General features: G+C 38.9%; 23 protein-coding genes. 19 read left to right on the top strand and 4 right to left on the bottom strand.

The window, feature by feature from the left end; genetic code table 11:
* Positions 1-158: 158 nt before the first annotated feature.
* The 16 genes from AWH66_RS16990 (at position 159) to AWH66_RS16925 (ending at position 16,849) form a co-directional block, all read left to right on the top strand.
* Positions 159-1,511 carry an MBL fold metallo-hydrolase RNA specificity domain-containing protein gene (locus tag AWH66_RS16990; RefSeq protein ID WP_063603909.1) on the top strand — a complete coding sequence of 451 codons (1,353 nt, stop codon included), beginning with the start codon at positions 159-161 and terminating at the stop codon, positions 1,509-1,511.
* Between the two features lie 808 nt (positions 1,512-2,319).
* Positions 2,320-3,720, top strand: coding sequence for a mannose-1-phosphate guanylyltransferase/mannose-6-phosphate isomerase (locus tag AWH66_RS16985; protein ID WP_063603978.1), 1,401 nt, complete (start codon positions 2,320-2,322; stop codon positions 3,718-3,720).
* On the top strand, positions 3,720-5,102 hold the full coding sequence (locus AWH66_RS16980; RefSeq protein ID WP_063603910.1) for a phosphohexomutase domain-containing protein: 1,383 nt from the start codon (positions 3,720-3,722) through the stop codon (positions 5,100-5,102). Before AWH66_RS16985 ends, AWH66_RS16980 begins: the two co-directional genes overlap by 1 nt.
* Positions 5,096-5,890, top strand: a complete 795-nt coding sequence (locus AWH66_RS16975) for an ABC transporter permease (protein ID WP_063603911.1) — start codon at positions 5,096-5,098, stop codon at positions 5,888-5,890. The genes AWH66_RS16980 and AWH66_RS16975 overlap by 7 nt, the downstream gene beginning before the upstream one ends.
* Entirely contained in the window at positions 5,890-7,131 is a 1,242-nt protein-coding gene (locus AWH66_RS16970; protein WP_063603912.1) for an ABC transporter ATP-binding protein, read from the top strand. The genes AWH66_RS16975 and AWH66_RS16970 overlap by 1 nt, the downstream gene beginning before the upstream one ends.
* The gene (locus AWH66_RS16965; RefSeq protein WP_063603913.1) at positions 7,132-8,796 is read left to right on the top strand and encodes a methyltransferase domain-containing protein; all 1,665 of its coding nucleotides are present in this window, start codon (positions 7,132-7,134) and stop codon (positions 8,794-8,796) included.
* Positions 8,793-9,695 (top strand): glycosyltransferase, encoded by a 903-nt coding sequence (locus AWH66_RS16960; RefSeq protein ID WP_063603914.1) that lies wholly within the window; start codon positions 8,793-8,795, stop codon positions 9,693-9,695. Before AWH66_RS16965 ends, AWH66_RS16960 begins: the two co-directional genes overlap by 4 nt.
* Positions 9,695-10,585: a glycosyltransferase family 32 protein gene (locus AWH66_RS16955; protein ID WP_063603915.1), complete on the top strand. Its 891-nt coding sequence runs from the start codon at positions 9,695-9,697 to the stop codon at positions 10,583-10,585. Before AWH66_RS16960 ends, AWH66_RS16955 begins: the two co-directional genes overlap by 1 nt.
* A 6-nt stretch (positions 10,586-10,591) precedes the next feature.
* On the top strand, positions 10,592-11,365 hold the full coding sequence (rfbF, locus tag AWH66_RS16950; protein ID WP_063603916.1) for a glucose-1-phosphate cytidylyltransferase: 774 nt from the start codon (positions 10,592-10,594) through the stop codon (positions 11,363-11,365).
* A complete protein-coding gene (gene rfbG / locus AWH66_RS16945; RefSeq protein WP_063603917.1) occupies positions 11,365-12,465 on the top strand; it encodes a CDP-glucose 4,6-dehydratase in 1,101 nt (366 codons plus the stop codon). Before rfbF ends, rfbG begins: the two co-directional genes overlap by 1 nt.
* Positions 12,453-12,884 (top strand): hypothetical protein, encoded by a 432-nt coding sequence (locus AWH66_RS16940; protein WP_063603918.1) that lies wholly within the window; start codon positions 12,453-12,455, stop codon positions 12,882-12,884. Before rfbG ends, AWH66_RS16940 begins: the two co-directional genes overlap by 13 nt.
* Positions 12,885-13,706 carry an SDR family oxidoreductase gene (locus AWH66_RS16935; RefSeq protein WP_063603919.1) on the top strand — a complete coding sequence of 274 codons (822 nt, stop codon included), beginning with the start codon at positions 12,885-12,887 and terminating at the stop codon, positions 13,704-13,706.
* Between the two features lie 154 nt (positions 13,707-13,860).
* Positions 13,861-14,430, top strand: coding sequence for an MBOAT family O-acyltransferase (locus AWH66_RS26240; RefSeq protein WP_206360056.1), 570 nt, complete (start codon positions 13,861-13,863; stop codon positions 14,428-14,430).
* A gap of 5 nt (positions 14,431-14,435) precedes the next feature.
* Positions 14,436-15,332, top strand: coding sequence for an MBOAT family O-acyltransferase (locus AWH66_RS26075; RefSeq protein WP_206360057.1), 897 nt, complete (start codon positions 14,436-14,438; stop codon positions 15,330-15,332).
* A 144-nt stretch (positions 15,333-15,476) separates the two neighbouring features.
* On the top strand, positions 15,477-16,037 hold the full coding sequence (locus tag AWH66_RS26300; RefSeq protein ID WP_167360967.1) for an alginate O-acetyltransferase AlgX-related protein: 561 nt from the start codon (positions 15,477-15,479) through the stop codon (positions 16,035-16,037).
* A 263-nt stretch (positions 16,038-16,300) separates the two neighbouring features.
* Positions 16,301-16,849, top strand: a complete 549-nt coding sequence (locus AWH66_RS16925) for a hypothetical protein (RefSeq protein WP_143081527.1) — start codon at positions 16,301-16,303, stop codon at positions 16,847-16,849.
* Positions 16,850-17,023: 174 nt separating this feature from the next.
* On the opposite strand, the gene AWH66_RS25980 is transcribed toward AWH66_RS16925, so the two are convergent.
* The 3 genes from AWH66_RS25980 to AWH66_RS16910 all read right to left on the bottom strand — a co-directional run bounded on the left by AWH66_RS25980 (position 17,024) and on the right by AWH66_RS16910 (position 21,106).
* Positions 17,024-17,692, bottom strand: a complete 669-nt coding sequence (locus AWH66_RS25980; protein ID WP_167360966.1) for a glycosyltransferase family 4 protein — start codon at positions 17,690-17,692, stop codon at positions 17,024-17,026.
* Between the two features lie 404 nt (positions 17,693-18,096).
* The gene (locus AWH66_RS16915) at positions 18,097-19,215 is read right to left on the bottom strand and encodes a glycosyltransferase (protein WP_063603922.1); all 1,119 of its coding nucleotides are present in this window, start codon (positions 19,213-19,215) and stop codon (positions 18,097-18,099) included.
* Between the two features lie 7 nt (positions 19,216-19,222).
* Positions 19,223-21,106 carry a nucleoside-diphosphate sugar epimerase/dehydratase gene (locus AWH66_RS16910; protein ID WP_063603923.1) on the bottom strand — a complete coding sequence of 628 codons (1,884 nt, stop codon included), beginning with the start codon at positions 21,104-21,106 and terminating at the stop codon, positions 19,223-19,225.
* A 217-nt stretch (positions 21,107-21,323) separates the two neighbouring features.
* Here AWH66_RS16910 and AWH66_RS16905 point away from each other — a divergent pair, with 217 nt between their 5' ends.
* The 3 genes from AWH66_RS16905 (at position 21,324) to AWH66_RS16895 (ending at position 24,160) form a co-directional block, all read left to right on the top strand.
* Positions 21,324-22,268 carry an NAD-dependent epimerase/dehydratase family protein gene (locus AWH66_RS16905; protein WP_240495632.1) on the top strand — a complete coding sequence of 315 codons (945 nt, stop codon included), beginning with the start codon at positions 21,324-21,326 and terminating at the stop codon, positions 22,266-22,268.
* Entirely contained in the window at positions 22,265-22,825 is a 561-nt protein-coding gene (locus AWH66_RS16900) for a sugar transferase (protein WP_063603925.1), read from the top strand. The genes AWH66_RS16905 and AWH66_RS16900 overlap by 4 nt, the downstream gene beginning before the upstream one ends.
* Before the next feature lie 168 nt (positions 22,826-22,993).
* Positions 22,994-24,160, top strand: coding sequence for a nucleotide sugar dehydrogenase (locus AWH66_RS16895; protein WP_063603926.1), 1,167 nt, complete (start codon positions 22,994-22,996; stop codon positions 24,158-24,160).
* 155 nt (positions 24,161-24,315) lie between these two features.
* Here AWH66_RS16895 and rraA read toward each other — a convergent pair whose 3' ends face one another.
* Positions 24,316-24,825 (bottom strand): ribonuclease E activity regulator RraA, encoded by a 510-nt coding sequence (rraA, locus tag AWH66_RS16890; RefSeq protein WP_063603927.1) that lies wholly within the window; start codon positions 24,823-24,825, stop codon positions 24,316-24,318.
* Positions 24,826-24,891 lie beyond the last annotated feature (66 nt).

Raw genomic sequence — 24,891 nt, 5'->3', positions numbered from 1 at the left:
AATGCTTTTCTAAAGCATGTTGACGCAGGTTCTACTCTGAGACTGACAATTGTTTGGTTCTATGCGACAGAAGTTAGAATGTTATGAACTAGAGCATTGACGTTCGCTACCGGCCTACAGTAGGTCTATGTTGATAGGCATGACAACTGGAGATAGGTATGCAGTTAGCACCAAATGTAGAAGTGACACATCATGGAGGCAAAGACACAGTGACAGGTTCCTGTCATGAATTGGCAATAAATGGTGAATCTGTGCTAATTGATTGTGGGCTTTTTCAAGGAGCGGATTCTTACAATCAGACGCTGAAGATCGATTTCAGCTTAAAGCATGTGCGTGCTTTGATTCTGACGCATGCCCACATCGATCATATTGGTAGGTTACCGTGGTTGTTTGCCGCAGGGTTTCGTGGGCCTATTTATTGCACCCAGGCAACGGCTTATTTAGTTCCATTAATGTTATCCGATGGTCTTAAACTAACGCTGGATCTATCTAAAAGCAAAAGAACGCAATTCATTGATTTAATTTTTAAGCATCTGAAACCTATAAACTACTCAGAATGGACACCTATTAAGTCGAATTATGGAGGTTATTTCACTTATGTAAGATTCAATCCCGCCGGACACATTTTAGGTAGTGCCTATATTGAGTTAAAACTGCCAAAAGATGAAATAGCGGTATTCTCTGGAGATTTAGGACCTAATCATACGCCATTACTACCAGACGCCATTCCCCCCAAACGTGCTGACTACCTATTTCTAGAATCTACCTACGGTAACAAATGCCATGAATCGATCGATAAACGCACTGAAAGGTTATTGGCCATTATTAAACGAAGTTTAAAAGATGGAGGCGCGATCATTGTGCCTGCCTTTAGTGTTGGCCGAACACAGGAGTTGTTGTTTGACATTGAGTCACTACTGCATCATCACCAACTGCAATCGACGATTCCTATCATTGTTGACTCTCCCATGGCAGCCAAAGTCACTAAGGCTTATCGTCGTTATCGTAAGTTGTGGTCTAAAGAAGCGAAGCAGAAGATTCAGCAAGGTCGCCAACCTTTGAATTTTTCGCAGTGTGTAGTTATTGAAAGTCATCAAGAACATTGTCGAGTGGTGAATAGACTAGCATCGACAGGAGAGACTGCGATTGTCATCTCGGCATCTGGTATGTGCCAAGGAGGCAGAGTAGTTGATTATCTAAAAGCTTTACTTCCAGACAGACGAACAGACATAGTGTTCTGTGGTTATCAAGCGAACGAAACGTTAGGTCGTGATATTCAAATAGGTAAGGAACAAGTTTGGATAGACGGGACTAGTATCGAAATGAATGCAATGGTCCATACAGTATCAGGTTATTCAGCGCACGCCGATAGAGATGATCTCATAATGTTTGTAAAAGGTTGCAGGGAGTACTTAAAACAATTGCATCTGATTCATGGAGATAGTGAAGTTAAAGCGGATTTTGCACGGTTGCTCAAAAAAGAACTATTGAATGTGGAAGTGGTTAAATGAACATCATATATAAATCAGACTCTTGCTCTGGCCTACATTAATGACAGCAGCGTGTTGATTTTATGCTTTAATGTCATAATTGTGTAAATTTGAACTACCTCATACTTTCATAAAGCCAGTCTATATAGAGAGAGGGATTTATCTTTATCTTGCGCCTTTTTTAATGAACAATACTCGCAGAAATGGAAATTTGAGGGCGAAAAGAGCATACAAGTGCCAATTGCCCAGAAGGAAAAACTCAAGCGATAGAGCGAGCTTAGAAGGATGATTGCGTTTGAGCTTGAAATGATGTCAGTCAGTTGTAGCTAGTTATGTAATTCTCTCCTCTCTTCATTCGAAAGTTAATAAGTAGTATTCATTGGCGTTATGTGAGCCTGTTTTCCTATCTTGGGGTTTAACGTTGGTGCTATCGCGAATCAACTTGGTTTCCTATATAATCTCCGCAAATTATCTTTATGGCCCTTGTGTCATGAGGACCCAAAATATAAAGACTAAGCTTTTGAGGGCTTGACTCAAGGGCGGTAGCGTATCCAAATTCTAAAGAACGTCATGGAAAAATCACGGACATATCCATTCTAGGAGGATTGTCGGTAATTCAAAAAAGAGTCAACAGAGAGAACCTCGGGTTTCAGATTAGTATATTTACGTAAGGCTGACTGTACTGTAATCAAAAAAGTTATAGCTTTCGGTTTTATACGACTCTTTTTTAGTGGCAGGAACAACATTTCTGCCTAACCTTCAATTTCGATCTAGTGCGGGTGTTCATGGATTTTTAGTGCAATTTACAACAATTAAGAAGCAAAATTCTATGTTTATACCTGTCATTATGGCTGGGGGATCTGGCTCACGTCTATGGCCACTCTCTCGTTCTGCATTTCCTAAGCAATTCTTAGCACTAGATAATCACAATTCACTGACCATGTTGCAGTCGACACTAGAGCGAATTAACGGCATGTCTTCATCAGAAGCAATCATCATTTCCAATGAAGACCATCGTTTCGTAGTAGCGGAGCAGCTTCGTACTTATGGGCAGAGAGCGAGAATCGTATTGGAACCAGCTGGTCGAAATACAGCTCCGGCGATAGCTTTGGCAGCGATGCAAGCTGTGATTCACGGTGACGATCCTGTCATGCTTGTTCTAGCTGCTGATCATGTGGTGCAAAATACAGAAGCCTTCCAGAAATCTATTCGTAAAGCGCAAGTCGTTGCCGAAGAGGGCAAACTAGCGACATTCGGTATCGTTCCAACCGCACCAGAAACAGGGTATGGGTACATTAAGCGCGGAGAGAATCAAGGTGATGTTGCTTATGTTGTTGATCAGTTCGTAGAGAAACCTCAGTTTGACGTGGCCGAGCAGTATGTCGCCAGTGGTGAGTATTATTGGAACAGCGGTTGCTTTATGTTCAAAGCAAGTGTGTTCCTCGAAGAGCTGAAGAAGTACTCACCAGAAATCTACAATTGCTGCGTAAAGGCTATAAAGGGTGCTGTTGAAGACATGGACTTTATTCGCGTGGAAAAGAGCGAATTCTTGAAATGTCCGGACGACTCTGTGGATTATGCGGTAATGGAGCGCACAGATAAAGCCGTTGTAGTTCCAATGGATGCAGGATGGAGCGATGTCGGTTCTTGGTCTGCGCTGTGGGAAGTTTCAGAAAAAGATAGCGCAGGAAATGTCATTCATGGCGACGCGATCATTGAAGATACAGAGGGTTGCTACATCTACGCACCGAATAAGCTTGTTGCCTCTGTGGGTGTTAAGGATATTGTTGTTGTAGAAACCAAAGATGCAGTGCTGGTTGCTCACAAAGATAACGTTCAAAAAGTGAAGAACATAGTTGAGCATTTGAAAGCTGAAAACCGAGCTGAGTATCGTGAACACCGAGAAGTATATCGCCCTTGGGGTAAGTCAGATGCTATTGATGGCGGTGACCGTTATAAAGTGAACAGAATCACTGTGCAGCCGGGTAAAAAACAGTCTCTTCAGATGCATTATCATCGCGCAGAACATTGGGTTGTCGTTTCTGGTACGGCGAAGGTGAGTAGCAATGGCAACGAGCAAATCATCACAGAAAATCAATCAATATATATCCCGGTTGGCGTCAGCCATATGGTTGAAAATCCAGGTAAAATGCCTTTGGAACTAATCGAAATTCAATCAGGTTCATACCTAAACGAAGATGATGTTGTACGTTTAGAGGAAAGTAAGTAATGACGAAGTTAACATGTTTTAAAGCCTACGATATCCGTGGTCAACTAGGTGAAGAGTTAAACAATGATATCGCTTATCGTATTGGTCGTGCATACGGGCAATTCTTAAAGAGCGATAGCGAAGGCGAGAAATCGATTGTTGTTGGTGGTGACGTTCGTCTGACAAGTGAAGAACTTAAATTGGCTCTTAGCGACGGCTTAATGGATGCTGGTGTTAACGTGTTAGATATCGGTTTGTCGGGAACAGAAGAAGTTTACTTTGCCACTTTTCATCTAGGTGTTGATGGTGGCATTGAAGTGACGGCCAGTCACAACCCTATGGATTACAATGGTATGAAACTTGTACGTGAAGGGGCTAAGCCTATCAGTGGCGATACTGGCTTGAGAGATATTCAGACTCTTGCAGAAGAGAATGTGTTTGCTGATGTCTCTGAAAAAGGTACGTACACGAATATTGATATTCTTAGTGACTATACTGATCATTTAATGGGATACATTAACCCAGAAAATATTAAACCGATGAAGTTAGTTATCAACTCGGGTAACGGTGCCGCTGGTCATGTCATTGACTCTCTGGAAAAACGTTTTAATGCTTTGAATATTCCTATGGAAATTATAAAGGTCCATCATGAAGAAGATGGCAATTTTCCGAACGGTATTCCAAACCCATTACTACCAGAATGTCGGCAAGATACAGCAAACGCGGTGAAAGCACATAAAGCTGATATGGGCATTGCCTTCGATGGAGACTTTGATCGCTGTTTCCTGTTTGACGAAAAGGGTGACTTCATCGAGGGTTACTATATTGTAGGCTTATTAGCTGAAGCATTTCTCCAAAAAGAGCCAGGAGCCAAAATAATACATGACCCACGTTTAGTGTGGAACACAGTTGATATTGTAGAAAAAGCGGGTGGTACTCCTATCATGTCAAAAACAGGGCATGCCTTTATTAAAGAGAGAATGCGTAAGGAGGATGCTATTTATGGTGGTGAAATGAGCGCACATCATTATTTTCGAGACTTTGCGTATTGTGATTCCGGTATGATTCCATGGTTGCTTGTTGCTGAACTAGTGTCCCTAAAGGGACTCTCCCTATCTAACTTAGTTCATGAAAGGCTTAGAAAATTTCCTTGTAGTGGTGAGATTAATTTTAAAGGTGCTTCGGTAGAGATGGTGACCCAAAAGGTTATGAATCTACTAGAACAAACTAAGAAAACTATAGATACAGTAGATGGACTCAGTATTTCAACATCAGATACAAGATTGAATATCAGAGTATCAAACACTGAAAACCTACTTCGACTAAATGTTGAATCAAGAAATGATAAAGAGAAAGTAGATAACTTGGTCTCGACTATCACGGAGATGATTAAAGGATGTTAGACCTCTTTAAACCAATTTACTCCCATCGTTCATTTATTTGGGGTTCAATCAAACGGGATTTCCAATCTAGGTATCAGTCTAGTTTTTTAGGAGCGTTATGGTTAATTTTGCAGCCTTTGTCTATGATTGCTGTCTATACTTTAGTATTTTCTAATCTCATGAAGGCTAGATTACCGGGGGAGCTAGGAGAATATGCATTTAGTATTTACTTATGTTCTGGTTTGCTCACTTGGGGGTTATTCAGCGAAGTTCTTTTACGCAGTAGAAGTATGTTTATTGAAAACAGCAATTTGCTTAAGAAACAGAGTTTTCCAAGGATTTGTCTACCTATAATTGTATCGTCAATTGCCGTCGTTAACTTTGCAATAATATTTTCCTTGTTTATATTTTTTCTATTGATAATCGGGAAGTTTAATGTTTTTTCGTTAATGTATATGTTCCCAGTATTAATATTGCAGTTGGCATTTAGTGCTGCATTGGGGCTTTTTATTGGGCTTCTCAATGTATTTGTTCGTGATGTTGGACAATTTATTGACGTAGTCTTACAGTTAGGTTTTTGGGCGACCCCTATTGTTTACTCTGCAGAAATATTACCAGTGGCCTTTAAAGAACATATATACATAAACCCAATGGCTAGAATCATTCACTGTTATCAAGAAATATTCCTTCACAATAAAATGCCAGACTATTCATTTCTTACACCAGTACTGATCATAACAATCGGTGTTGGTATATTTGGTTATTTGTTTTATTTACGCTGTAATAAAGAATTAGTGGACGAGTTGTAATGGGAAAGATAATAGTTGATGACTTGACAAAGGAGTACAAATCCTATGATAGCAAGTACAAGAGGCTGTTTGAGCTATTTACCGGAATAAATTCACATAATTCTATTCCGGTATTAAAAAATATTAGCTTTGTTGTAGAACCAGGAGAGTCTCTAGGAATAGTTGGTGTAAATGGAGCTGGAAAAAGTACCCTGCTTAAAATCATTACTGGCACAACTCATGCTACCCATGGCAAGGTTAGCTTAGAAGGGAAGGTTTCTGCGCTTCTGGAGCTTGGAATGGGTTTCCATCCAGAGTTCACTGGGAGGCAGAATGTCTATATGGCAGGGAATATTTTGGGCTATAGTAACGAATTTATTTCTAGTGTGTTTGATGAAATTGAAAAATTCGCTGAGATTGGAGAGTATATTGACCAACCAGTTAGAACATATTCTAGCGGAATGATGGTTAGGCTCGCATTCTCTGTCGCTACTATGGCAAGACCTGATATCCTTATAGTTGATGAAGCGTTATCAGTAGGTGATGCGTATTTTCAAGCGAAGTGTTATGAACGTATCTCAGATTTTAGAAAGCAAGGTACAACATTACTTTTAGTAAGCCACAATGCTGGTGATATTACTAAGCATTGTAATAAAGCACTATTTTTAAAAGATGGCAAAGTTGATGCTTACGGAGCGTCAGATTATGTTATCAATAAATACTTGGATGCTTTATTTGGAAAAAAAGAGAAAATCAAAGATTTGGCGTTGATAGAAGAGGATGAGAAATATCACGATAGAGTAGGTTATCGAAAAGAAGAGTATCGTTGGGGAGATCGTAGAGCTAAAATAAGTGACTATAAGTTAAGTAATAGTAACAATGTTGAAACCAATAATTTTAAAACAAATGAAAGACTTAAAGTAAAGCTTACAGCAGATTTTCTTGATGACATAGGTGAATTAGTAGTAGGTTTTCTCATAAAATCAATTTCCGGAGAGTTCTTATATGGCATTAATTCAAAAATTATCAATGGAGAGGCTATCAGCGCGACTACTAATACAACAAATGAGTACGAATTTGATTTGCCAATTAGTTTAAATGAGGGCAGTTATATGCTATCCCTTGGACTTTCCAGTCAGGAGGGGGGGGAATTGATTCCTTTAGATAGGCGTTATGATTCCATAATTATCCAAGTAACGAATATGGATGAGTTTTGGGGGATTATTGATTTAAAAGCAAATTTCAAAGAATTGGTTGAATAGATGAAAATTAAAGAATTGATTAAATCCTTACCAGAGGTTTACCAGCCTATTTTTGGACATAAAGAGTATGATGTGACATCCAGAAATTGTTTAGATCGGTTAGAAGAAATTTCCGAGATAATCAAATCATTAAATGGGGATGAAGGTAAGCAGATAAAAATCCTTGACCTAGGGTGTGCCCAGGGTTTTTTTAGTTTAAGCCTTGCTGAACTTGGTTATGATGTCACAGGTGTTGATTTTCTTGAAGAGAATATTAATGTTTGTAAGTTTCTCGCTAATGAAAATAGCCAGTACGATATTCAGTTCTTACAAGCGGATGCAATTGAATTTATTAATGGAATTGAAAAAGACCAATTTGATATTGTATTAGGATTTTCACTATTTCATCATTTAATTGCTGAGAAAGGTCTATCATTTGTTCAAGAACTATTAGGGATTTTGGCCGAAAAAACCAAATTTTCCTTTTTTGAACTGGCTGTAAAAGAAGAGCCTGTGTATTGGGCTGAGGCTTTACCAAAAGATGAGAGACAGACCCTTAATAGATACAGGTTCACAAAGCTAATATCAAGTTTCGAAACTCACTTATCTCATATTTCTCGGCCGATGTATTTTGCAAGTAACTTTTATACATTGGATCGTAATGGTGTTGAGCGTTTTAACAAAGTTCTGACGCAATCGCATAAGTTTGAGTATGGGGCTCATTGTGCTAGTCGTACCTACTTTTTAGCTGATAATTACATAATGAAGGTCTTTGATAAGGAAAGATTAGATAGCCTCAATATTAATGTTACCGAACTGTTGAATGAAAAGGATAAGCTTAGTTATTTAAATAACAATGGATTTGAAGCTCTAAAGTTGATTAGCTTTGAAGAAGATTCTAATAAAATGTACTTAAAAAGAACAATTTACAATGGGGAACTTTTGAGTGATGTCATCGGAGATCTTACTAATGAACAGAGGTGGAAAGTCTTTGATGATATTCTAGGTGAATTGTCTGAACTAGAGAAACTTGGGCTCTATGTTAATGATCTTAGACCTTGGAATATAATAGTTTCTGACAATTTAGAAGCTAGATTAATTGATTATGGAGCAATTAGCAGTGAAATGAAAGATTGCTCAAATCCTAGTACTATATTTGCCTCTTTTGTTCTATTTGTGATAGAGATCTTCTCTGGTAAGGTAAGTGAACCTGATCCAGTAAGAACATTTAAATTAAACTTGAATAGTGTCCCGAATTCTATATGTAACGTTCTTGAAAATAACTTTAGAAACTATGAGGATAAAACACTTTTTCTTCGTATTATTAAAGATTTAGAAGAGGAGCGTTGCATTAATAAAAACAGTGAACTAATTGAAAATAATAGCTTGCTTTCGTACTTTATTGAAGAGATTAGGCTATTATCAACTACCTTTCAACATTGTTTGAACGAAAAAGATAACCGTTATTTAGAACAGGAAACTGAGAACAACCGATTGGTGACACAGTTATCGACATATAAAGTTGATTTAGATACTGCTAGAAGTAAAATTGCTGAATTGGAAAGTTTGAATAACATTGAGCGCGAAAACTCTAAGAGAATTACTAACGAACTCAATATTTTTAAAGAAAGGAAATCTATAAAACTCATTGATTTTATAGCACGTCTATTTAGGAATGTCCGATGAATAAAATATTACACCGTTGCTACTTTGAGCATTTACCTCCTTACGAAGACCCGTTTCTACATTATTTGAAAACGTGGGAAGAGCAGCTACCCCAGTATGAAATAAAAAAGTGGAATAAGTCAAACGTAGACTTTGGCGCAAATGATTGGATGAAGAGGTCTCATTATAAGAATGACCCTGTTTTTATGAGTGAGTTCGTAAGGTGGAATGCGCTGAAAGAATATGGAGGCGTATACCTTGATGCAGATTGTGAAGTGTTAAATGGTGAAGTTTTTGATCGATTGGTTCGTGAATTAGAAAATTCTGATGAATACGATGCATTCGTTGGTGTAGAAGAGTTTCATAATGGTCATCCAACAGCACAGACTATGGCCGCCAAAAAAGGGTCAGATCTAGTTGATTTTATGTATAATATGTACAGTGAAACTTTATCTGGGCCTTTATGGCATTGGAGACAAGAAAGGGGACTAATAGGCCCTCAATTGATGAGTTTATATTTTCGAGAGCACGGCCTAGAAGAGACTAAAGGTTTTTTGACCAAACTAGAAAAGCCAATTATTGTTGGCAGGGTAAAGATCTATCCACAGGATTACTTCTCACCTAAGTTCACAACGACGGGTGTACAGATGAACGTAAGCGAAAACACATGCATTTACCATTTATTCTCAAATCTTAATGTTGAAAAAGTAGACCCTGAGTCTGAAAAACACAGAAGGAAACCTATGAGGTTCCATGAGTACTGTGATTATCTTGCTAAAATCAATGTTTGCGGTGAAGAAAATATTGCATCAAAATACAGGTTTAGAGATGAAAGTGGTCAGCTTTCTGTGAAAAAAGCTCTTAAAGTAATGATTACAAACCCAGTTTATTTCCTTAAAAAAGTTAAGGAGAGGTTTTAATGACCAGTAAGATTTTACATAGAATTTATTTCGGTTTTGATGGAAAACCAGACCCGTATGAGCGATATTTGAAGACTTGGGAAGAACAGCTTCCAGAATACAAAATAATGCATTGGAATGCAGAAAACTTGCCTTTGGATGCCTGTAAGTTTTCTCAGTTAATGTTTGAAGCAAGGGACCATGCGTTTCTGAGCGATTACTTCAGGTGGTGGGTTCTTCGAGAACATGGTGGTGTTTATCTCGATGCAGATATTGAAGTCATTTCGGGCGAATTATTAGATAAAATGGTATCAGAGCTCGATGATAAAACTCACTCTTTTATCGGCATCGATAATAAAGAGGGGGGGTGGTATACCGGCCACTCAATGGGCTGTATCAAAGGTAGTCCTTTGGCTGAGTTCATGTGTGAAACGTACGAAGGTTTAGGTAATGTCTCTGTTTGGAGAAGGAAAATATTCTATTTTATGTCACCTCAGATGACGTCCTTATACTTTAGTTGGAATGGACATAATGTAGATGGAATGGGCACCTCACCTAGTCTAAATGAGCCTACGATAATATCGGGTGTAAAAGTATATCCTCAAGATTATTTAAGTCCACTTACTCCTTGCCAAGATAACGATGGTAACTCAACATTTACAATAAATAGTTATACAAAAAATACTGCGATCTGCCATCACTTCAGCTGCTCGTGGCACGATGCGGATTCAGAATACTTAAAAGGGAGAGCAAACCTACATACCAGTCCACTTTTAAATGAACTTGTCGAACTAAATGTATATAGGGGACAAGCAAAAGAATCAAGCAAGTATAAAAGAGTTTTGGTTAATCTAGGCAGGCTATTGGTGGTGGCACCAAAGAAAATAATTCAGACAATTAAGAATTCGTGAGGAAATATGAAGGCAGTAATTTTAGCGGGTGGTTTTGGTACTAGACTGGCAGAGGAAACTGATGTTCGACCTAAACCAATGGTCGAGATCGGAGGGAAACCAATCCTGTGGCATATCATGAAAACGTACTCTGAGTATGGTATAAAAGACTTCGTCATTCTTTTAGGGTATAAGAGTTACTATATTAAAGAGTACTTTTTAAATTATTCTCTTCATCAAAGTGATGTTACGATAAATACACAAACAGGTGATATGACTGTTCACTCAAATAAGAGTGAAGATTGGAATGTAACACTAGTGGATACTGGATTGAATGCAATGACAGGTGCTAGAATTAAGAGAGCTCAAAAGCATATTGGCAATGAGACTTTCTTACTTACCTATGGCGATGGAGTAGCAGATATTAATATTGATGAGTTGGTGGATTTTCATAGAAAATCTGAATGCGGTATTACTATGACAAGTTACCAGCCTGAGGGTCGATTCGGCTCTATCGATATTTCTGAGAGTGGGAAAGTAAATAGTTTTCAAGAAAAACCGTTGGGCGATGGTTCTTGGATTAACGCTGGATACTTTGTTTGTGAACCGATGGTATTTGATTACTTGGATGAAGATGAGACTTGTGTATTTGAACAAGCACCATTAAGAAATTTAGCATCAGAGGGCCATATGATGACCTTCAAGCATCAGGGTTTTTGGAAACCGATGGATGCGTTGCGTGACAAGCAACAATTGCAGGAAATGTGGGACAACAACGAAGCAGCGTGGAAGGTATGGTAATGTTCGCTAATATTTACAAAGGTAAAAAAGTACTAGTAACTGGTCACACTGGCTTTAAAGGCTCTTGGTTAACGTCTTGGCTTCTGAAACTTGGAGCTCAAGTTTGTGGTGTCTCAAAAGATATACCTACTCAACCTTCAATGTTTGAGGAACTCGGATTAGCGGATAAGATCGATCATAACTTTATTGATATTAGAAGCTTAGATGAGCTACGTTCCAAAATTCTCGATTTTCAACCTGATTTTTTATTTCATATGGCGGCTCAGCCAATAGTATCTACGTCTTACGAAGAGCCTATTGATACCATAACCTCTAACGTGTTAGGCACGGCCAATGTTCTTGAAAGCATCCGCAGTATTTCGAAAAAATGCGCGGTAATAATAATTACTTCTGATAAGTGCTATGAGAACGTTGAATGGGTTTGGGGCTATAAAGAAACTGACGCCGTCGGAGGCAAAGATATTTATAGCGCATCTAAAGGAGCGGCCGAAGTTATATTTCATTCTTACTCAGAGTCTTTTTTCAAAAACCATAGGTTTATCTCAATAGCAAGCGCTCGCGCTGGTAACGTTATTGGAGGAGGTGACTGGGCTAAGGACCGAATTGTTGTTGATTGTTTTAAAAACTGGAATTTAGATTCAACAGTGCAGATTCGCTCTCCGAATGCAACAAGACCTTGGCAACATGTATTAGAGCCATTAAGTGGATATTTACACTTAGGTCAACATTTATATCAAACATCAAGCTTACCCAACGGTGAATCATTTAACTTTGGACCTAGATCTGAGCAAAATCGTAAAGTTACTGAGTTGATAGAAGACTTAAGCAAGCATTGGAACTTTAATGAGGATATCTTACCGTTTGAAGTGACAGACAATATTCCTTTCCATGAAGCAGGATTATTAAAACTAAACTGTGACAAAGCTCTGTTCCACCTAAAATGGGAACCTAACTTGTATTATAAAGAATGCGTAGACTTTGTAGGCTCTTGGTATGCTGACTTTTATAGTAATAAAGAAAATGCCAGTATATTAACTGATGCCCAAATAGAGCGATACGAACAACTTGCAACCGAGAGAAATTTGATATGGACGAGGTAGTATATTCAGATCTAGTTCTTGATGTAGAGCCTTTGAGAAGAATTTCAGTACCTAACGGGGATGTTATGCATGCTTTGAAGGCCTCCGAAGAATCTTTCACTGGCTTTGGTGAAGCTTATTTTTCGATGGTTGACTTCGATTGTGTAAAAGGTTGGAAATGTCACAATAAAATGACAATGAATTTGATAGTTCCCGTGGGAGCTATCACTTTTTACTGCTACAGTTCTGATAAAAGACATCGTCGCTCTATTACCATTGGTGCAGATGCCGACTACTGCCGTCTCACTGTTCCTCCAGGGATTTGGGTGGCTTTTCGTGGAGCAACAGAAGGTACGAATCTATTGCTTAATATCGCAGATCTTGCTCATGATCCTGAAGAGGCATCGCATCTAAGTCTAGAAGAGTTGGAGCTTTGGTAAATGACAACTAAAATAGGTGTGACGGGGTACAATGGCCTTCTTGGGTCATACCTTGTTAAGCAATTGAGAAACTCTCAGTACTCAGTTACTGAGTTGGAATACGAGAACATTTTAAATAATAGTTCCTATGAGGTATTGCAAGAGTTAGATGTTGTAATTCATTGTGCTGCTTTAACAAATGTCGACCGTTGTGAGCTTCATCAAGATGATTCTTATAGAGCAAATGTGAAATTGACAAAGTGTTTAATTGATCAGTTTAAAGGGCGAATCATCTACATATCGAGCACTGGTGTATATGGTGAATATAAAAACACACCATATACCGAAGGTGATGAAGTTAAACCTACGACAATCCACCATACACATAAGCTTATTTCCGAACAGGAAATTCTTAAAGATCCAAATAACCTAGTGGTTAGAACTGGATGGCTGTTTGATCCTGGAAGTGATAAAGGATTTATTTCAGCAATTAAGAAAGAAGTTCTTAATAAAGATGTAATTACTTCAAGTATATACCAAGTAGGAAATCCTACATCAGTATCAACTCTAGTAGATTGCTTGGAGTTTTGTTTAAATAAAAACATTATTGGTACGATAAATTGCGTAAATCAAGGTGTCGCTACACGATATGATTATGTTAAAAGAATTGTTGATCTTATATCAGATGGTAAGATAGTCAAACCGTCACCGAAGGCTAATTTCGTTCGGCCCGCTCCAGTATCTAGTAATGAGTCTGCGGTAAACTATAGGCTCGAAACAGAGTTTGGTTATTATACGAGGCACTGGTTTGATGCGCTCAGTACTTTGATGTCAAGAAATTGATATGTGGACTTTTTCATTCAAGATACAAAGCCTAATTTATTGAAGGTTTGTTGTTCTTGAGTCTTCATATATAATGCTCTGGAATCATGTTAGAGCTTTATTTTATTGTGTTGGCATGGTTTCAGGTATGTAAAGTTTTGGAAGTTTACTCACAATGTTATTTAGTTCTTGGCAATTTATTTTCCTTTTTTTGCTAATAAGTTTTGTCATATATTTTACCCTGTTGAAGTATGAAAAATATACAGAAGGCAAGGTTTGGTTAGTTATAACTAGCCTTTTCTTTTATGGATATTGGAAAGTAAGTTATTTGAGTATTATAGTTATATCTATGCTGGTTAACTATTTCTTAGGCTCAATGTTATTTAGAATGAAAGATGATATTGAATCGTCTAAGAGAAAAGCTGTGTTTTGTGTTGGAATAGCTTTTAATTTGATATTACTTTGCTATTATAAATATACAAACTTTTTAATTAATAATGTTAATTATATTTTTAATCTAGAATGGTCTGTTGACTATATAATACTTCCGCTGGCCATTAGTTTCTTCACATTTCAACAGATAGCTTACTTGGTCGATTGCAATAAAGGCGAAGCAAAAGAATATAACTTTCTGAATTACTCTCTCTTCGTTACATTCTTCCCGCAATTGATTGCCGGGCCCATCGTTCATCATAAAGAAATGATGGTACAATTTGAGTCAAAGCATAACCTTAAACCTAGCTAAAGAACATTAGTCTTGGTATTTTAATTTTCTCTCTTGGTTTATTTAAAAAAGTGGTCATAGCTGATTCGTTCGCAAGTTGGGCTGACATTGGATTTTCCTCGGGTTCTCAGCTTGAATTTTATGATGCTTGGGTGACTAGTCTTAGCTATACATTTCAATTGTACTTTGACTTCAGTGGTTATTGTGACATGGCTATGGAAGCCACGCTATTATTTAATATTAGATTGCCTATTAACTTTAACTCTCCGTATAAATCGTTAGATATTCAGGAGTTTTGGAGACGTTGGCATATTACATTAGGACGGTTTTTACGTGATTACATATATATTCCATTAGGAGGTTCAAGAAAGGGAGGTAATAGTACGTACTTCAATCTATTCATTACATTCCTAATCGGAGGTCTATGGCACGGTGCTAGTTGGATGTTCGTGCTTTGGGGAGCTCTGCATGGTGGAGCATTGGTAGTCCATAGAACCTGGAAACGATACGGTGGAAATTTAAATTCCTATCTAGCGTGGACAATTACATTCTTCTTTGTCAGTTTTACTTGGATATTTTTCAGAGCTGAAAATATAGATATTGCACTCAATGTTATTAATGGTATGTTTGATATATCTTCGATGTTGTCAGATAGAAGTAGTGTTCCAGCAAGTCAACTGTCTTGGTTGGGAACAAACGTAGATATACTAAGCAAATTCATTCCATTCGGATTGGCAGCAAATTTAAGTGCGGTTTTGTTAATAATGTTATCTTTTATTATCATCGCGCAGAAAAACTCTGTCGAGCTGATTGGAGACAAATTAACCAATACTAAGTTATTGCTTTGTGGTGTCATGTTTTCATTGTCAGTATATATGATTGTTACTTCAACCAGTTCGGTGTTTCTCTATTTTAATTTCTAAGTACTATATGATGATAATTAGATTTATATTTGTAGTCTTTATTACGTTGGCTATATTACCAGCTTTTAATTTTTATCTGAATTCTAATATGTTCAGCGAACTAAACTCACGCTCTGTAAAACAATTTTTTCTCTAGATAATATATTGTCCCGAATTAATCCAATTTTGGTAGAGCTTGGAATCAGCACTAACCCTGATTCTGTTGTTGTAGGTTATGATAATTGGCTATTTTTGGGCGACCAATACGCATCAACAATTTCGAATAATCGACTTGGCTCAGATCATGTTGAAGTAATCGAACGTTCCAAAAGTATCATTAGATCATTAGAAGAATGGGACTCGTTTTTTAGAACAGAAGGAGTTAAAAATTTTTCTATCATATTAGGTCCAAATAAAAGTACGGTTTATTCTGACAAACTACCCTTGTGGGCTAGAACCCCCAACTACTCCTTATCGCACCACCTATACAACAGTCCTATATATGTCAACTCCATCGATGATCTGAGACATGCGAGGAATACTGCAGACCCATATTACCGGACAGATACACATTGGAATAATTATGGGGCAAGTGTAGCATTTGAGAATTATTTAGATAAATTGGTAAAAGATGTTCACATAAATATCCCACCCGCATCTTGGAGCAAAGTTTCTTACACTAATTTAAGAAAGGGGGGGGGATTTATCAAGGTTTCTTGGCATTGAGGCAGTAACTAGTGATATTGAAGTATTTACAGGCATCAATAAAAATATAAAGCATACAGTGTATAGTTACAATGAAGGTAATATTATATATTCCGGAAGTCAGAATAACTTTGGGAACAATCACCTCCTCAATTTAATTGAGAACGAAGATGCCCTCAATAATATGAAAGTGCTATGGCTAAGTGATTCATTTGGTGATGCATTATTACCGTATATGACAGGTACTTTTAGTAGTGTACTAAAGCAGCATTGGTCACAGGTTGTTGGGAAGTCTACATTATCCGGAACTAATATTAAATTGGAAGCCGGATCTTGTTCTTTATACCATAGTGGAAAGATCCTCTTTAGAGGAAGTATTCACTGTAAAACCACCGCTTTATGCTTATCATGATCTTACATTGTCTTCTCTTTCTTCTTTATCATTGACAAAATCTCACTCTATCAATTCTGAAAATTCAATAGAGTTTGAGCTATCTGGACAACACCCTTTATTGATTTATGAGGTTGACAAACCTATAGTTAATAATCAAAGCAGTTCTTACTTACAATTAGACTTTCAATGTATTGATGAACTTAGTGCTAATAAGTCATATCCAATACAAGTTTTCTGGAAAACACAGGAAGAGCATTTCACAGAAGACTCAAGTTTAAGAGTGGAAATACAAGAAGGTCTTAATCAAATTTCTTTGGGAAATATTATTTCTCCATTGGGTATCAACTATTTGAGAATTGATTTTAGTAATTCTCGTGGTTGTAGTATATTTACATTGAAAAGTCTCGCCGTAGGCGAGAAGGTAGATGATTTGAAATAGCGTAAAATTGGTTTGTCTTTTGTGATATTAATTAGCTTAGGTGCTTTCTATAGTATTTATTAATAGGTATTTTATTTATATATGCACTGGAGAGGTTCAAGATTTTATTAAAGAGTAAGGCCTAATAGTTTTCGTTTAATATAAGAAAACTATTAGGTAGTGAACTTTAAAAAGTTAATGCTCTGATTTCAATCTTTTAAATGTACTTTCTGCGACCATAGCCCAATCATTGCTTACATTTGCATAGTTGTTCGAGGAGTGACTTAGGGCTCGTTCAAGTGTATTGGCGATGGATTTGTCGTCTAAATCAGTGATGAAAACATTGTCACCCTTAGTCTCAGCTATCGCATTTTTTTGACTTACTACGACTTTTCTTTTTAGCGATAGCGCCTCTAATGCTGGAAGTCCAAAACCTTCATAGAGCGAGGGCATCGCAAGGATATCACAGTGCATATACAGAGACAAAAGTTCTTTGTCGGAGACAAAGCCTGTGATAATGATGAACTCCTCTAACCCAAGCTCTTTTACTAGGTCAGATATCTTAGTGTCTCCCCAGCCATCTTTGCCGACTATTACTAACTTCAGATCGCCATTATTTTTGAGCACTATGCGAAAAGCGCGAAGTAGATTTTCTAAGTTCTTTCTCGGCTCTAGAGTACCCACAAAGAGAATATAACTGTCTTCTATTAGTCTTGGTGGCTTATTAATGATATCTGTATCTTTAATAAAGCTTTGCAGAGGAATAGGGTATGTTTTATTGCATGTAGAGCTAAACTCTCCTAAAAGTTCGCTTTTTGTAAATTCTGAGACGGTAATAATTATGTCGGCTATTTTAACAGACATTGGAAACAGCAACCTTTCCAAAATCAGACTAAATCTGGACATTGTCTTTGGGTGTCTTATCCAGACTATATCGTGTATTGTCACTACTTTGTGTATATTTTTTATGAAAAAAAGTAAAAGAGGTAAGTGGTGACGGGGCGACCAAAATGTGTTCAGCTTGTCATTTATTGCCCAAAATGGAAAAATTGATTGAGAAAATATCGTACTAGTCAAAGAGCTGGTATTTTTACCCGTACGCAAGCGTACGTTTGGATAATCAAACTCCATTAGTAGTGGGCGGTCAGAGTATAAGAACCATTCCACATCAGGATAGAGCTCAATTAGATTTAATAGAACGTTGTATGTATAACGTCCAATACCAGTGAGCTTATGGCTCAAAGGACGTGCATCTATTCCTATCTTCATCAATGCTTAGACTTTCCTGAAATTGCTGAGTAGAGTAGGTGATATTGTTGTGCCTGCTTTTCTATCGTGAATAGTGATAGCGCCCTATTAAAGCCGTTTTGGCCGAGTTTACTTCTTTTATGAGAATCCTTATTGAGTTCTTCTATTGCACTTGTCAGGCTTTCGGCATCTCCTGGAGGAACAACTAATCCCGTTTCGCCATGAATATTTACGTAGCTGGTGCCAGTTGATATCTCACAACTAATTATTGCCTTTTTTAGCATTTGAGCTTCTATAAGTGATACGCCAAAGGCTTCTGATTTCATATGAGACGGGAAGACAAAAGCTTTACAATTTGCTAGCAACTTAAGTTTTTCTGAATCACTGATATAACCAGTTAGTATTACGTTCTGTATACTTTCATTGGCAATTCTCTGCTTCAGCTCTCCGTAGAGTGGCCCGTCACCTGCGATAACAATTGTAGCATTCGTTTTTTTTGCAGCGTCCAATAGGTAGTGCAGTCCTTTGTAATACCGCAAAACGCCTACAAAAAGAAAATAATCACTCTTCAGAAAACGATATTGATCGTCGCTACTCCAGTTTGTGTTGGGAGACATATAGTCTTCAGGGTCCACAGCTAGTGGTATTACATGGTTTTTTTTGCTGTATTTTAGTAGGTTGGCGCTTTGAGCCTGATACTGCGGTGATGTGGCAACGATGGCATCCACGTTAGACAAGAAAAAAGTCTCGAGGGGTTTATAAACTTTCTTTAACCACTTCTGCTTAATGATATCCGAATGGTAGGTTACTAATGAAGGCTTTTCTTTGTTGATAAGTGAAAGCAGATCGCCAGTAGGCCAAGGGTAATGGAAGTGGATAATGTCGGCCCATTCAGCTAGTCGTTTGAACTCTGAAAAGAGTTGAAAAGAAAAGCTGTTTGAAGCGATCTCCATATCTGCCTTGCATAGGATAACCTCTGTTCCCTGCACGTCTACAGAATAACTTTCGTTGTGGGATACTGAAAGTACCTTGCTTTTTACACCATACTGTTGGCATCCTTGAGTAATGTAGCGGATAACTTGCTCTACTCCACCGCGAGTTTCAGGATAGCAAGTGCGGTAAACATGTAGTACTTTCATTTGGTTCTCAATTAGCTGGTTCTTTGTTGGGGGTAAATCCAGTTGGCGCATCTAAGAGGATACGTATGATACATTCTTCATCAAAATTATGACAGTAAGTATCAAGCTCTAATAAAAGCGGCTCCATGTGGGTCCACGTTAGCATCTCTTCCTTGGCCATCATGATCTTTTTATGTCCACTACCTTCCACATTGTCACCAATCAACAGTTCCTCATACAGTTTTTCGCCAGGGCGCAAACCAGTAAACTTGATAGTGATATCGCCTTCCTGACCACATTCATCAATGTGCTCTCTCATGCCCATCAAGTGTATCATCCGTTTGGCAAGATCCAGAATTCTCACGGGCTCTCCCATGTCTAGGACAAATACTTGCCCATTATGACCCATAGCACCGGCTTGAATAACTAGTTGTGCTGCCTCTGGAATCAACATAAAGTAACGAATGATATCTGGGTGGGTCACTGTAACAGGCCCTCCTTTACGAATTTGTTGTTTAAACAGTGGTACCACAGACCCTGATGAACCTAGTACATTACCAAAACGCACCATGGTGAAGGTGGTACCATGCTGTTTGTCAGCGAGTGCTTGTAGAACCAACTCAGCCATACGCTTCGTTGCTCCCATGACGTTTGTTGGTCTAACCGCTTTATCAGTAGAGATCAGGGTAAAATGTCGCACATTGCAGTTAATCGCTGCTTGAGCGCAATATAAGGTACCAAATACGTTGTTACGCACCCCCTCAACAATATTGCTCTCGACAAGTGGTACATGTTTATAGGCAGCTGCGTGAAAAACGGTATTTACCTTGTTAGCTAACATGGTTTTTTCTAAACGATTCTGGCGTTGGACTGACCCTAATACTGAAATAATAGCTACATCGAGGTTTAAACGTTCTTTGATACTGTTTAGTTCTTGATCGATCTTATACAAGTTATATTCGTTAAGCTCAAATATAACCAGTGAACGAGGTTTCAGGCGAAGGATTTGGCGGCAAAGCTCCGAGCCAATCGAGCCTCCAGCGCCTGTTACCATGACACTGGCTCCCTCAATGTTCTTTGCCATAAGTGTCATGTCAGGTTCAACAGCTTCACGGCCAAGCAGGTCCGCGATATCCAAATCCTTGACCTCTGTCGAGTCTGCTTTCCCCATCGCTATATCTTCCACCGATGGAACGGACAATATCTCTACCGGCCAGTGCGATACCTTTTCGAGTAATCTTAAGCGCTCACCTTTTCCTATGTTATTTACAGCTAATAGTACTTTTACTGGACTATATAGCCCCTTTAAATCATCAAAGTCAGAGCTGTGGTAAACACGCACACCGTAAAATATCTGCCCAACTTTTTCTGGGTCATCATCAAGAAGAGCTACTGGGTGAAATTCAGTACCCTGAATTAGTGCACTCGCAAGATCTCGGCCTGCAGCTCCTGCGCCGTAGATGAAGACGTTAGGTTTTTTACGTTTGTAGACTTGATAATACACAGAACGAATGAGTACTCGTGGTCCGCCAAGCGTTAAAATAGCTAAGCCAGCATAGATAAAAGGAACACTTCTTGGAATAAAGGTGTGAAAAAAGAAACCAGAGAGGGCAAGGGTCATTGCCGAAAGGAAAACAGCAAAGAAAATATTGCTCAACGCAGGCAGCATCATATAACGCAATACTGCCCGGTACATGCCTAAATTTATGAAACATACAATGGTAACAATCACGGTGCTAACAAGGCTGAGAACTTCTGAAACATGTAGTTCAAAAAAGTACTCATTTAGGCGTAGTGCGATTGCCAAATATAAAGAAAAAACAATAGCAATAATGTCGTATGTTATTGTTATTGCTCGCTTTAGCTTTCTGTCAGCCGAGAGGAGAAAATTGAAAGGCGTGTGAGATAGCATGATAAACCTAGCCGCTAACGAGTGTGTTTTGGTTATGATGTTTTCCTATATTCTACCTGTTGTCAGCCAAACTAGCTAGATGATAGCAGTTACGGGGCAGGTAGAAGTACGAAGTGGTTCACAAATGCATTTAACTTCAATGATTTAGGACTTAGTTAAGCAAATTCCTGATTTTGAGGCATAATACTCAGCAAAGTAGTCAATGAGCGAGGCGGGTGTGAATAATATAGCAGTTACTGGAGCCTCTGGCTTTTTGGGTAAAGCTCTGGTGAGGACGTTAAAGCAATCTCCTAGGTATATTCCAATACCAATGATACGAAAGGGTTGTGCTAACGATACAATCGAAATAGATCTATCTACCTCGTTTGAAGTAGAGAAAGCTTTACGTGAACAACAAGTAGAAGTGCTTGTTCATTGCGCTGCTCGTGCGCATATTCTGAATGATACGGCTCAGAGTCCGATAAACGAATATAGGGAAGTGAACACACATGCGACAATTAGATTGGCTCAACAAGCCGCGGCCGCAGGTGTAAAGCGATTCATATTCATCAGCACTGCTAAAGTGAATGGCGAACGCAGTGAACTAGGACATCCGATGACGGAGTTTGTTGTTAAGTCTCCTATCGATCCATACGCGATTAGTAAGTATGAAGCTGAGATTGCGCTAGCCAGACTTGCGGAAGAGACTGGTATGGAAATTGTGATCATACGTCCCCCTTTGGTTTATGGATCCGGAGTCAAAGCGAACTTTGCTGCTTTAATGAAATTGAGTCAAACCGCTCTGCCTTTGCCATTCGGGGCCATCAATAATCAGCGAAGCCTTATCTCCCTTGAAAATTTGGTTGATATTATTGGCTGTTGTCTTGAGCACCCTTCAGCAGCTAATCAGACATTTTTGGTCTCGGACGATGATGATGTCTCTACTACTGAGCTGATAATAGAGTTGGCTAATGCCTATGAAAATCGCATCAAGCTGCTCCCTATTCCCACCTCTATTTTAGGTGGATTGCTTAAAGTACTAGGGAAGGAGAATATTGCTGAACGAATGTTTGGTAGCCTTCAGTTTGACATCAGCCATGCAAAGCAGACTTTGAACTGGACCCCTCCATATTCTTTTAAGCAAGGTATATTAAAATTAGTAAAGGATAGCGAAGCGCAATGAACACACCTTTAACACGACTTTTAGATTTTGTATTTGCAATAACAGGGCTATGTCTCTTATGGCCAGTGATGCTTGTTGTCTATCTTGTTGGCCGAATGGATAGTGATTCTCCGATTTTCAGCCAGACGCGAGTTGGTAAAGAAGGAAAAGCTTTTACCTTGTACAAATTCCGAACGATGGTGGTATCAACACAATCGGTAGCGACGCATATGGTAGATGCTCGATCGGTCACTAAGTTGGGGTCTATTCTTCGAAAAACTAAGCTTGATGAGTTGCCTCAACTGGTTAATGTGCTTAAAGGTGAAATGAGTTTTGTAGGTCCTAGGCCTTGTTTGTTTAATCAAGAAGAACTTATTGAAGAGAGACGCGAGTTAGGTGTGGATAAAGTACTGCCTGGCATTACTGGGTTGGCTCAGGTAAATGGCATCGATATGTCTGAGCCGAAAAAGTTAGCACAAGTAGATGCCAGAATGATAAGCAACCACTCACTATCTCAGTACGTTAGGCTAATTATCGCAACAGCCATTGGTAAGGGTGCTGGAGATCGTATACGTTAGCCAAGCACGTCTAAATAACAAGTGAGACAAAGTGTTACTTGATTGCTTAGCGCTCGCTGTCAATAATACAGAGTTAGAGAAACTGGTGACTTTACTAAGTGTGTCCACATAAATAATGATGCCTTAGATAACCAGCTAAAAATGATAATCAATTTGTAAGATGAAACTATGAAAATAGCGGTTGCAGGAACAGGCTATGTAGGCCTATCAAATGCGATGTTGCTGGCTCAGAACCATGAGGTAGTAGCGGTTGATATTAACGCGGAAAAAGTGGACATGCTGTGCAATGGACAATCGCCGATTGTTGATAGTGAAATTGAAGCATTTTTGAAGCGTGACGACTTAAATTTTACGGCTACTCTGGACAAAGAGTTAGCATATTCTGGTGCGGACTATGTGATTGTTTCTACACCGACAGATTATGATCCGCAAACTAACTACTTTAATACTAGCTCTGTTGAAGCGGTGATCAAAGATGTGATGGCGATTAATCCTGATGCGGTCATTGTTATCAAGTCCACCGTACCCGTTGGTTACAGCGCTCGTGTTCGTGAAGAGCTGGGTACTGAGAACGTGTTCTTCTCACCAGAGTTTTTACGTGAAGGTAGCGCCCTTTATGACAACCTGAACCCGTCTCGCATTATTATCGGTGAGCGCAGTGAACGTGCAAAAGTGTTCGCTGACCTATTGGTGGAAGGGGCTCAAAAAGAGAACATTGATGTGTTATTTACTGACTCAACTGAAGCTGAAGCGGTGAAACTGTTCTCAAACACCTACCTTGCAATGCGCGTTGCTTACTTCAATGAGCTAGATTCTTATGCTGAAGCACTTGGATTGGATACTCGCCAAATCATTGAAGGTGTTGCGCTGGATCCACGTATAGGTGGCCACTACTGCAACCCATCTTTTGGCTATGGTGGTTACTGTTTACCAAAAGATACTAAGCAGTTGCTAGCTAACTACCAAGAAGTACCAAATAACATCATTGGTGCGATCGTTGATGCTAACCGTACTCGTAAAGACTTTATTGCTGAATCTATCTTGAAGCGTGAGCCTAAGGTTGTTGGTGTATATCGCCTTATCATGAAGTCAGGTTCAGATAACTTCCGAGCGTCAAGTATTCAGGGCATTATGAAGCGTCTTAAGGCGAAAGGTATTGAAGTCATTGTTTATGAGCCTGTACTGAAAGAAGAGCACTTCTTCCACTCTCGCGTGATTCAAGATGTCGATGCGTTTAAGCAAGAAGCCGATTTGATTATCTCGAATCGTATGTTGCCTGAGTTGGCTGATGTTGCTGACAAAGTGTATACGCGTGACTTATTTGGTAATGACTAACTGTTACTGATTTGAATAAAAAAACGAGAACCTAGAGTTCTCGTTTTTTTATATTTGCTATTTACCACCGATGGTCACCGAGCAACCTTGCCGTCATCCCTGCGCGGGTAGGGAGCTTGCCTCAGCGAGCACTATTCTGATAAGTACTATGACAGTTATTCAACCGCCTCTTCATCTTCAAAACTCACATCCAACGGCTCTGGAGAAAGTATTACACCAGTATTATCTGCATATACATAATCTTCCGGTAAGAAGGTTACACCGCCAAAGTTAACTGGCACATCCACTTCCCCAACATCGGATTGAGCAGCACCTACCGGAATAGAAGCAAGCGCTTGGATACCGAGGTTCATGTCTTCCAGCTCATCCACTTCGCGCACGCAGCCATAAACGATGAGACCTTCCCATTCGTTATCTTCTGCCAATTGTGCAATTTCGGCATCAATCAGGGCTTTGCGTAGTGAACCGCCCCCATCAATAAGGAGAACACGGCCAACGCCGTCTTGTTCTAAGATCTCACGGATAACCCCGTTGTCTTCAAAGCATTTAACCGAAGTGATTTGACCTGCAAATGAGGCTCGGCCGCCAAAGTTACTAAACATTGGTTCAACAACGTCTACTTGGTCTAGGTAGATATCACATAGGGCTGAAGTACTGTATTCCATGGCGACTCTTCTTTGCAGTTTACAAAAGGTATAAATCGAGTATATCGGGTGAATAGGTCAATGCAA

This window comes from Vibrio barjaei, assembly GCF_001639065.2.
In the GTDB taxonomy this organism is placed as follows: domain Bacteria; phylum Pseudomonadota; class Gammaproteobacteria; order Enterobacterales; family Vibrionaceae; genus Vibrio; species Vibrio barjaei.
The sequence above is the reverse complement of the archived record's forward strand: the minus strand, read 5'-3'. Positions and strand labels throughout refer to the sequence as shown.